Origin of the sequence: Cohnella silvisoli (assembly GCF_021190915.1) — a bacterium.
Taxonomy (GTDB): domain Bacteria; phylum Bacillota; class Bacilli; order Paenibacillales; family Paenibacillaceae; genus Cohnella; species Cohnella silvisoli.
Map to the genome: position 1 here is coordinate 1 of NZ_JAIOAP010000028.1, position 11,461 is coordinate 11,461.

Consider the following 11,461-nt stretch of genomic DNA (forward strand, 5'->3'; position numbering starts at 1 on the left):
GACGACCTACCTTCGCCAGCCCCAGTAACCAGTATGGACAATATTTTCATTCATCAGTGGTGCCGCGTAGCGGCATGTAAGTCTTATATGTTGAAATAGGGTACTGATTTTATACTTTCTTATATGTTAAAGAAGCTGCCCATAAGCTTACTTATGGGACAGCCTCATAAAACTCCCATTCCCCGGACAGCTTAACCGAGCCCTGTTGACGAAAGTCCCACCTCGTCAAATCCAACTCGCCATGCACCGCTGCCGGCAGCGGGCTCGTCTGCGACGGTTTTGGCAGTAGCAGAAGGGCCGATGCTGCCAGCGTGAAAGCCAATACTGCGACGACCCCTATGATTTTGATATATCGGATTCGAATTGGGCTCATGGTATCCTTCTTTATTGGTCGGATATGATGTCCCTCCCATTTTAATGCATCTTTGCTAATTAGGAAAAGATAAAAGTTGACACAATAGGGGTTAATCACCCCCCTCGGCAGTCCACCAAACAACAAAGAACCACGCCAATGGACGTGGTAGTTAATTTCCCTATCCTAATCAACTTGACTTTCTACGGACGTTCGATCAAGAATCGGCACTAGCCTCTATCTCCCATTCTGGATTCCAAACTACTTCCCATAGATGACCATCTGGATCAAGGAAGTGGCCAGAATATCCTCCCCAAAAGGCATCGTGTGCAGGGTCCGTTATAATGGCACCTGCCTTACGAGCTTGTTCCATGATCTTATCCACTTCTTCTTTGCTAGCAACATTGTGACCCATCGTCATTTCAGATGAGCTTGGCGATGCCAATGTAACCTTGGTCTCATGAGCGAGATCCCGACGATTCCAGATGGCGAGCTTTAAACCTGCTTGCAAGTCGAAAAATGCGACCGCTCCATGTTCGAACTCTCTGCCTATTATACCTTGTGTCGGGAAACCCAATCCGTCCCGGTAGAAAGCCAATGATCTTTCCAAATCATCTACTCCAAGTGTGAGTACTGTAATGCGTGGCTTCATCATATCATTTGTCCTCCATGAATCATTTTTTTCATGCTCGCTTATATGATCGCCTATACTATTCTTTAATAATTGTAAAAAACGGACACGTTTATTTGAAAACTTGTTTAGGCGCCAACCCGTAAAAACGTTTGAAATTGTGAATAAAGTGCGGTTGATCGTAATATCCGTATTTGACAGCCATATCCGTGAAAAGAGATGAAGTATCCATATAGAGTTCCTGCAAGAGACTCTGAAATTGAATGATTCCTAAAAGTTCTTTTGGGCCAACCCCTAGTTCCTTCTGAAAGATTCTTCTTACATGTCTTTCACTGTAACTGAGTTCTTCCGCCAGAGCGCGAACGGTCAGCATTCCTTGACTAGCATACATATATTGCATGCTCCATTGTAGTAGTTGATCGGATTGAGACTCACTGCGAAACAACTGCTTTAACAATAGGTGTTCGACCTGTTCAATTATTTCCGATACTTCATTGGCGGTTTGAACTTCCTCCATTATAAACTCTACTTCTTTCCCCCATAGGTCTTCAAGAAACACACGATATCCGATCATCTCTGAAACAGGATATCTTAAAAATCGGCGGGCTTTATCCGAAAAGAAGCGGATGCCGAATAAGGAGTAATTTCGTGTCAAGTTTATCGTTTCAAATGTAGTCATCAACCCCGCCACAAAGGCTCCTTTGGAAAAGGACGAGGCTCTTAGGTCAAAAATAATATCTACGCATCCATCCGGTATAATACGATGCAATTTGCTGTTATCAGACAAATTGAATTCTACGGTCCAATAACAAGCTACATGAGATTCCAACCCCTTGCTTGGTAAAAATTCACGATATCGATAATCGGAATCCTGTAACTCATTTTGTAATAAAGGCGGTTGCAAAGGAAGATAGATCCCCATATTATTCCCCCTTCTTTATACCATCATGAATAATTCTAATATACCGTTAACGTTACCGTAAGGACAATATTCGGTGCAATTTCATGGGCGACCTATAACGACTTGACGAAGCACCCCTTCGACAAGCTCATTTTATTCCATCCAAAAAAGCAATCGGAAAGAAACGTAAAATCCATCCTCGTGTTAAAATAAAAAAAGTGCCCCTTATTATAAAAAAGGAGGAAAATATCATGAGTGATGCGAAAAGAGGTCTTATGCAACCCATCACCCCGCATTTGTGGTTCGACAAGGAGGCGAAAGAAGCCGCGGAGTTCTATTGCTCCATATTCCCGGATTCCAAAATCACAAGCACGACGGCCTTACACGATACGCCCTCGGGTGATTGCGATCTCGTTTCTTTTCTCGTCTGCGGACATCCGTTTATGGCTATCTCTGCGGGGCCGCTCTTTAATTTCAATCCTTCTATCTCGTTTATCGTTAATTTCGATCCATCCCGGGAAATGAACGCTAGAGAAAAGATCGACGAGGTGTGGAGTAAGTTGTCTGAAGGCGGCATCTCGCTTATGGCGCTTGATAAGTACCCGTTCAGCGAACGGTATGGCTGGATTCAGGACAAGTACGGTGTTTCATGGCAGCTCATTTTGACGAATCCAGATGGGGAGCCGCGGCCCACGATTGTCCCCTCTCTAATGTTCGTGGGCAACAACTGCGGCAAGGCGGAAGAGGCACGCGAGTTCTATCTTTCGGTCTTCCGAAATGCCAAACCTGGCACCCTCTTCCGGTATGGCCCCGACCTGGAGCCGGACAAAGAGGGGACGGTTATGTTCACCGACTTCATGCTGGAAAACACCTGGTTTGCGGCAATGGACAGCGCGCAAGAACACAAGTTCCAATTCAACGAGGCGATTTCCCTGTTGGTCGAGTGTCAGACGCAGGAGGAAATTGACTACTACTGGGAAAAGCTTTCCGCCTTATCCAAGGCTGAGCAGTGCGGCTGGCTGAAAGACAAGTACGGCGTTTCGTGGCAGATCTCCCCCGCCGCACTGGACGAGATGATGACCAAGGGCACGCCGGAACAACGCGATCGCGTCACGAAGGCGTTCTTGAAGATGAAAAAGTTTAACATTGCGGAATTACAAAGAGCATTTCTTGGGAATTGACCATCGCTGCCAGCGATGCGCTCTCCCACGTTGATTAGTTTCACACCCATAAAAACCCGCCCAAATGGTTTTACTCCACTCAGGCGGGTTTTGGTTATGAATGTAAATCAATCTATCATTTCTAGCGCTTGCAGCGTCCTTATGAACACGGCTGCCGCCTGTGCGCGAGTTGTTTGGCCCTTCGGGCTGAACGTATCGGCCCCGGTGCCGGTCATGATGTTCAGCTTGACCATCAGGCGAACGTCCTCCAGATAGATCGCGTCCACACTTCCAATATCCTTGTAGCCGTCCAAGCTAACCCATTCCTTGGTGGTCGGCAGCTTATCAAGGGTAGTCACGACTGCCAGCATGCTCGCCATTTCCTCGCGGGTCAGAGGCTGATCTGGCTTGAAGTTAGTGCCGCTCACGAAGTCCAGTAGTCCAAGCTCCTTCGCTTTGGCTACGTCGCCGAAATACCACGCGCCGATCTTAACATCATCATAGGGTGCCGTGCTGCCGGTCGATGTGCCGCGTCCCAGCGCCCGGACTAACATGGCGGCAAACTCCGCTCTGGTGACCGTGCGATTCGGGTCGTACTTGCCATTGCCTACTCCTTCAACAAGCCCTTTCGCCGCCGCAAGCTGAACATCCGTTTTGCCCCAATGCCTCTGTATATCGGTAAAACTTGCTGCATTGTCTGCCACGACGTACACGCTGTTGGAGTATGAGCTGATCATCACATACCACACACCGTCGATCTGTACCTTCTTGGCGGGGACAAACTCAAAGTTCATGCTCGTTTCGTTATAGCGGAACGCGCCCCATTGCGCGGGCATGTTCACCGTGTTCTTCGACATCGGAATAACCCGAGTTAACGCCTTGCTGAATTGATCGGCCGTTCCTATGGGTTGCCCTGTCTTGGTATTAATGATATCAATGTGAAAATCCACAATCGCGCCAAGCACTTTTCCTTTAGGCAGGCCGGTTGCAACCGCCGCTTGTATATCCTTATCGCCGGACTTGTCGGTTAAAGCGATCTTGAAGCTAATGTCCTCGGCTTTGAGATTGTTTGCCGAAAGCAAGTCCTTCAGCCCCGGAATGATCGACGCCAGATTGACCGGCACTTGGTAGCTTCCGTAAGGGGTCTTAATCTCGATGAAAAAGGTAGCGTTCTTGCCCTCAAAGCTCGTTAAAATGCTTGCCGGTATTTTCACATAGGCCACGCCGTCCTTAGGCGTCACTTCAAGCGTGACGGACGGCTTCGTTGTGTCGATTTTATCCGGGTCAAGCGTTATTCCATTTTGGTCGATGATCGGCGGCATGACGATAGGTGTGGGGCTGCCTCCGTCGTAGATGATGCCAGAGCTACCGCTTACTTTGACCGTTGCAGATTGGCCTGCAACTACTATGCCGTTCAGATCAACCGTCAAGTTATGAATTTTCGTGCTTGTACTCGCGTTCTGCGGAATCGTGACGGTTGCTGCTGAGCTTGTAGCACTGTTGATGATGGCTGTGGAGGCTTCCGCTCCGTCAATGTATACCTTTACCGTCTGCCCGGTAAGATTAACACCTGTTATTGTCGCAGTGGTGCTCCCCCCGGAGCTAGTAAAGCTTGTTGGATTAACGGAAATCCCCGTAATCTTAGGCGCAGCTACGGTGAAGCTTGCATTAGCTGCATCAAGTGTATTTCCATTCACGTTTTCTACCACGTCTCCGGCAACTTTAACCTCGTATGTGCCATCGGCTAACGTGCCGTTAAACGTCAGCGTATAGGTTCGAGCAGGCTCGTCATAACTAGCCGTGTAGGTTGAAAATGCCACGCTGTCCTTCTCCATACTGACGAGTGGTAGCGCATTGGAAGAAGTCAACTGTGCTCCACCTGCCACCCAATACACCGCTTCACTGACTGAAACGGTGACCGAGGTTGGCGGAGCAATGAATGTCTGATTGGCTGTGAAGCCTCCGAATGTTACCACGGGCTTGGTGGTGTCGTACATGAAACTTATTGTGTTTGACGCTGTATTGCGGTTTCCAGCTGCGTCAGTTGCCGCATTCGCCGTGACAGTTACCGTCACTGCCTGACCGCTCGTAGTCGGATTGATCGTGGCGGTGTATGTAGTTGTATTGGTAGCAACAAGATTTGAAACCGTACCGTTTCCAACAATAATATTGCCAGAAGCAAAACCACTTACGGCTTCGCTAAAAGTGATGGAAATCAGAAAAGCAGCGTTTACCGTGCCGCTGGCTGTGCTTGATAGGACAACAGTCGGCGCTATGGCATCGATTTTCACTCCCACTGTACTGCCTGCGTTGTTAAGCGTTAATATCGCATCGTTGCCTGCTGCATCCTTAATCGAACCGCCATTCAGCGACAAGGCTCCAATGGCAATTCCGTTACTATCAAATTGTCCGGTTTGTACGGTGTATCTGAATAGCAACGCGTTTGTCCCCGAACCGCTTATATAGTCAGCTTGAACAACACTTGCTCCTATAACCAAATCGATATACGGCGTTCCAAAAACGACTACGGGCTCGTCCGTGTTTATGGTAAACAATAGTGTATCACCGGCTTTATAAGTAGCAGCGTTCGGTACCCCTACACCATTTATCTCCGGAGGTTTTCCATCGATTGATGAATTGATGTTCACTCCCGCTGTACTTCCTACTGAATTTAGCGTTAATATCGCATCGACGCCTATTGCATCCTGTATCATACCGCCATTCAACGACAAGGCTCCTATGGTAATTCCGTTACTATCGGATTGTGGGGTTTGTACGGTGTATCTGAATGTCAATGCGTTTGTCCCCGAACCGCTTACATAGGTAGCATAAACAGTTTGTGTTCCTACAACCAATGCGATACTTGGAAAGCCCCCATTGGTGTCAACGACTACGGGTTCGTCCATGTTCACTATAAAATCCAAGTTCGCTCCTGCACCATAAGTGCCACCGGCAGGAACCGATACGCTAATCACAGACGGCGCAATGGTGTCGACAAAGTAATTGTTAGATACTGTGGTTCCGCTTCCCGCAACGCCTGCGATATTCACACTCGCATAATTGAGCATGATATTGAAGGGACCACTGAGTTTACTGTGAGGCGGCGTGAGGGTTGCTGTATAGTTGATATTGTTACTAGTATAGAGCCCGTTAAGAGTGCAACTGCCGCCAACCGCTAAATCACTAAGGTCAAATCCAGTCACCGCTTCTGAGAAGGTGATCGTTACCAGTGACGTTTGACCGGGAGTCAGAATATCGTCAGAGACTACAATGGTGGCCGTTAGAGGGGTGGCAAACGCTTTGTTGGTTAGGCACAAAGGCAGCAACCCTAAGATTATTAAACCTAAAAATAACTTCGACAGTTTACTTCTCACTTGATACATACCCTACTACCCACTCTCTAAGTTAGCGATTCACCGTGATATTCAAACCAAAACATACTGTTCTAACCAAATACTAACCCAACAATAAACGGCTCACACCGTCGAAATATCGCCGGCAAGAAGACGCTCATCCAGTTATTTTCTATTATATAACAGAATGAGTTCTCATAGATTAATTGGTTTTGAAACTGATTGCAGACTAATGTCATAGGCGCCACATTTGCCTGCTGCCACTTATAAATAATCGAATGGCCGTGCTTGCCGTGCTCATCCGCTTTGCTCTGTCTGTGGGGAACGCACCATTTTAGTTCGATCAGCTTAAGTCCAACCAAACGAAGAAAGGGAAATCCTGCGGCTTGCTTTCCGTTTACGTCTAGTAAAGCCTATGCGTCCGAAAGATGTCGCAGAGCTGCTTCAAGTTGAAGGACAGAAAGCGAGAAAATGGCTTCACGGTTTAATCGATAAGGAATATCTTCTGCCAGCGGGAAAAGGGACCTATCGAATAAACGCTTTCTTGCTGTCACCTAAGGCCAAATGGGACAATCTGGCTCCATAAGAACGAGGCGGCGACTATTTTATCATCGTATCAGTCCGAGTTTCGTGCATTCGGTTAGACGATAAGATATAAAATATCGTATCGGCGTCGTTTTGAGCTTAAAATACTGAATTTACTCCCCCATACGATGAAAATCATCATTAGAAACAAAAAATGACCTGACAACTCGTGCAATACGATGAAAAGCATCGTAAGCACTCAGACGAAATAGGTCAGCCCTATATCACAGATCATTAATACTTTCCTAATTTAATGAAATAGGACTGCCCTTGCCCCGAATTTTATACTTTCTGATAGTTCAAAAAAGTCGAAAAAGCAATCCCCGAGCATCTTAAAGCTCCGGTTGAGTGCTTAGCTGTACATCTATCTGAGGACAAGATCGTATTACTCCATTAATTGCAGTTCTCTTGCCCGTGCGATCGCCTGCCCTCGCCGTTTCACCTGGAGTTTTCCGTATAGACGAAACACATGGCTTTTGACCGTTGCTTCTGTGATCCCGAAACGAAAGGCGATTTCCTTAATAGATAAGCCTTCCGACAACGTATACAATATCTCCGTTTCACGGCTCGTCAGCCCAAACGCGATATTCGTTAATCGTGTGCCGGCCGCGGAACGTGGAAATGCAAAGGTAAGCATCAAGCCGTATGCGCCAAGCATGAATGTAAACGTTTCGTTGTTTCCATGCTTCAGGCCATAACGGACAAACCTGCAGCACAACAAGCCATTCAATTCAGGATTTGTTACGAATGCCGAAGTTCGGTTCCCATAAATAAAAGCATGTACCTCATGAACAAACCCGACCGCTACCCGGTCGGGTTTGTTCTTTCACTCTACTGACTTACGTATCCGTGATAATATTCGTACACCTCGCTGTCCGTCAACGCATGTTTGTAGATCGCCGCTTCATCGATCAGGCCGTCGAAGTAATTAACGCCCGATGCCGGATACCCGAATCCGCCGTATGTCGTAGCGCTGTCGAGTACATTTCCGGATATCGTTTGCGAGCCCATGCCTTCGTAAAGCCCGTCGACATACACCCGCACCCGGCTGCCGTCGTAGGTTCCCACGATCTGATGCCACTCGTTCACGGACAACTGCGTGGTAAAGTTCGCGATCGTTCCTGCCGTGTACCAGCCGTTATTCGCCGTCGCGATTTGCACGTGTCCCGCACCGGTCGAATCGATGACAATCCGCCAACGGTTTTCTTTTCCCATCACAATGTAGTTATTGGCGGGCAATTGATCCATCTTGAACCACACCGCCAGGGTAAACGTAGACAAAGCCGGATTGACGGCGTCGAAAGGGAACAAGTCGCCCATGGCTTCAGCGTAGTCGTTCACCCCATCCAGACTCAGCGCGGGTCCTCTCACTCCTCCGGGTACAAAATCCGCTCCGTTATAAATGCGGGTGGATTCGAAGTTAAAGGGTAGATAATAGATCGGATGGATAAACAAACCGTTATAGGAGTCGTATAGTGTCCGAATTTGACTGTCGGTCAAAGCTTCATTGTAGAGCTTCACATCGTCCGTAACGCCATGCGCATATTGAGTCGTATTCAAATCGGGACGATCCGAGAACCTGAGCGGAGAAGCGTTGTTCACGACGGCTCCCGAGATGGCCTGCGTGCCGGTTCCCTGCAGCTCGCCGTTGACGTATACCCTTACGCGGTTTCCATCGTATGTGCCGACAATGTGGTACCATTTCCCTGGCGTAATGGAAGTTGTGAAAGCGGCCGTCGTTCCTGTGCTGTACCAGCTATTATTCGTAGTCGCGATTTGCACATGCCCGGTACCGGAAGAGTTGACGACAACGCGATACGCCCCTTCCTTGCCTATAATTACGTAGTTGGTGGACGGAAGCTGATTCAATTTGACCCACGTGGAGACGGTCATGCGGTTCATCCCGTCCAACCCTGCCCCGTCGGGGATATTGACATAATCGTTGCTGCCGTCTGTCACGATCCCTTGATCTTTCTTGCTGACAACAAACGACGCTCCATTCTCGGCAGTTCCGTTGTTGCTCCCCGCCGAATCGTTGGCATTGCCGTCCAGCCGCCACTCGCCGATTGTCGACGGGAATTTGAGGTAAGACCGGTACAGCGCCTTGACGGAGTCTGCTCCCAGTGCGGCGTTATACAGGTTCAATTCGTCCACTGTGCCGTTGAAGAACGCGATGTTGGGATAAGTTTGGTGACCTATCGTAAGCGAGTTCGCGAAATCGGCGACATTCCCGGAGATGTTCTGTGAACCCGTTCCCGCCAGCTCGCCGTCGATATAAACTTTGACCCGGGTACCGTCATACGTGCCCGTAATATGATACCACTTCCCGGCGGTCAACGTCTGCGCGAAGCTCGCTGTCGTGCCCGCCGTATAAGCGGCGTTATTGCCGGTTGCGATCAAGACATGTCCGGTACCATTCGCATTGACGACAATCCGATACGATCCTTCTTTCCCTATCACGATATACGTATTCGGGGCCGGCAGTTGGTTCAACCGGATCCAGGCGGACAAAGTCATCTCGCTCATCCCGTCCAAACCGCCGCCGTCCGTAATTTCGACGTAGTCGTTCACACCGTCCAGTACGACGCCTTGCTGCCACCATCCGGTCCCGCTTGAGGCGCCGTTAACGAACGTGCCGTCATGGTTGCCCGCCGAATCGTTCGCATTGCCTTCGAAGCGCCACTGCCCGACAAGATTGGGAACCGAATAACCGTAAGAGGAGTAAAGGGCCGACATCTCCGTTCCGGTTAACGCCCGGTGGTACAGCCGGAACTCGTCCACCATCCCTCTCAGGTTGTCGATCGTAGTCGCCGTTCTGTTGCCGAGCGCCAAAGGAGCCATCGACTTCGAAATCGCGCCCGAAATCGTTTGCGTTCCCGTTCCTTCGAGCCGACCGTTGACGTATACCTTAACGCTGCTTCCATTGTAGGTACCGGCAATATGATACCACCGTCCCGGCTGCAAAGCCGTCGTAAAGTCGGCTTTCGTCCCTGCCGTATACCAGTAGTTATTTGCCGTCGAAACGACAAAGTGTCCTTTCCCGTCCGGCCCGATGGCGATCCGGTAAGAGGATCCGCCGTTGGCGTCCGATTTGTCCAGCAATGCATAGTTCTGCAAAGGGAGCTCCGACAATTTGACCCAAGCGGACACGGTCAGCTCGCTCATGCCTTCCAGCGGCTTCGAATCGTTCAGATAAATATGATTGCTGCCGTTGAGCACTGCCGCTTGGTTGCTGACGCCGCTCCCGTATGAGCCCCCATTCCTCATAACTGCATTCACAATCCCAACCGAATTGAGCGTATTCCCGTTAAAGTTCCATTCTCCCGCCAACGTGCTGTCCGACGGCTGCGGCAGCGCTGCGGGCGGATTCCATTCCGGAAGCGGCCCTTTCCCGAGCACGGAGGCGATGCCGTTGAGCAGCTTGGCCCCATTGTACAGTGTCGGGGTAATCCCCATTCCCTCGTCGAATTCGTTCCAGGAATAGATGAGGGCCGTATTCGCTTCCGTGGAAGCCGCGTTCGTATTGTTCCAATTCAGCGCGGCTTGCAGCTGATTGCCGATTTCCGTCGGCGTGCCGATGTGCCCCCATCCGTTCGGGTCCAAATCGCCTCCCCATTGTCCGGGATTGTCGATGCGCGGTCGGACATCCGAACCTATGGTGACCCAGGGAACGACCTGTTTGCCCGTCGCTTTCCAACTATCCCAACTTCCTCTTTCCCATTCGGACCAAACGCTGTACGCAGCCCCATTCCAACCGGTGCTGAAATAGGCGCTGACGGCATCCGCTCCGATGAGATTGGCGTAATCGTTCACGCCCGCAGCGGTCCATCCCATTGCTACGATATACGGGTTGGGCAGCCCTGCTGCGATCACTTTATCCCGAAAGCCTTGCACGTGCGAAGCCGTGACGGATTCGGTGTAAAAGAAGTAAACAAGCGGCCTCCCGTTAAGAACCGTCATGTAATTGGGTTCCTTCAATAAACTGACGACATGATCCTTGTCGAAGCTGGAGACGATTAACGAAAATTTGACGTCGTTCTGGTTAGCGCTGGCCAGGTGAAGCTGAAGGGCCGAATCCAATCCGCCGCCGTCGTTGTAATACACATAAGCCCAATAATCGATTCCCGCGTCTTTCGCATACGCAATTTGCTGATCCATAACCGTTTGCGACAGCTCATCGATTCGAACCGTGTTGTACGAAACTTCTTGGGCATAGAAAGGCAAACGATAATGGTACTGGTTCGGGCCGAGGCTTCTTTCCACCTGGAGACCGATATAGGGGCCGATGGGATCCGTGTTCAGTTCACCGGTCCACCCGTCCCAACGTATGGCGCCAATCTTGCTGTTCCGCGGGTTTGAAGCTTCTGCCGTATGCGACGAAACAACAAACCATCCAAAAGCGGCAATCGTCATGCCTAACGATACGATGATCATGCGAATCCAGGTCCTTGTTACAAATCCCATGGAAACCCCTCCAGA

7 protein-coding genes are annotated in these 11,461 nt (G+C 49.6%); 1 reads left to right on the forward strand and 6 read right to left on the reverse strand.

Features of this window, described 5'->3' with window-relative positions; translation table 11 throughout:
* Positions 1 to 151: 151 nt before the first annotated feature.
* The 3 genes from K7P76_RS31950 to K7P76_RS31960 form a co-directional block, all read right to left on the reverse strand.
* A complete protein-coding gene (locus K7P76_RS31950) occupies positions 152 to 373 on the reverse strand; it encodes a hypothetical protein (protein ID WP_232190148.1) in 222 nt (73 codons plus the stop codon).
* A gap of 196 nt (positions 374 to 569) precedes the next feature.
* Positions 570 to 1,004 (reverse strand): VOC family protein, encoded by a 435-nt coding sequence (locus K7P76_RS31955; protein WP_232190184.1) that lies wholly within the window; start codon positions 1,002 to 1,004, stop codon positions 570 to 572.
* A 91-nt stretch (positions 1,005 to 1,095) separates the two neighbouring features.
* Positions 1,096 to 1,905, reverse strand: a complete 810-nt coding sequence (locus K7P76_RS31960) for a helix-turn-helix transcriptional regulator (RefSeq protein WP_232190149.1) — start codon at positions 1,903 to 1,905, stop codon at positions 1,096 to 1,098.
* A 230-nt stretch (positions 1,906 to 2,135) separates the two neighbouring features.
* On the opposite strand from K7P76_RS31960, the gene K7P76_RS31965 reads away from it, so the two are divergent.
* On the forward strand, positions 2,136 to 3,065 hold the full coding sequence (locus tag K7P76_RS31965; RefSeq protein ID WP_232190150.1) for a VOC family protein: 930 nt from the start codon (positions 2,136 to 2,138) through the stop codon (positions 3,063 to 3,065).
* A gap of 107 nt (positions 3,066 to 3,172) precedes the next feature.
* Here the strand turns inward: K7P76_RS31965 and K7P76_RS31970 are convergent, their stop codons facing one another.
* From K7P76_RS31970 to K7P76_RS31980, 3 genes are all read right to left on the reverse strand, one after another.
* Entirely contained in the window at positions 3,173 to 6,418 is a 3,246-nt protein-coding gene (locus tag K7P76_RS31970; RefSeq protein ID WP_232190151.1) for an S-layer homology domain-containing protein, read from the reverse strand.
* A gap of 949 nt (positions 6,419 to 7,367) precedes the next feature.
* Complete coding sequence (locus tag K7P76_RS31975; protein ID WP_232190152.1) at positions 7,368 to 7,712, reverse strand: response regulator transcription factor; 345 nt, start codon at positions 7,710 to 7,712, stop codon at positions 7,368 to 7,370.
* 101 nt (positions 7,713 to 7,813) lie between these two features.
* Positions 7,814 to 11,446 carry a LamG-like jellyroll fold domain-containing protein gene (locus K7P76_RS31980; protein WP_232190153.1) on the reverse strand — a complete coding sequence of 1,211 codons (3,633 nt, stop codon included), beginning with the start codon at positions 11,444 to 11,446 and terminating at the stop codon, positions 7,814 to 7,816.
* Positions 11,447 to 11,461 lie beyond the last annotated feature (15 nt).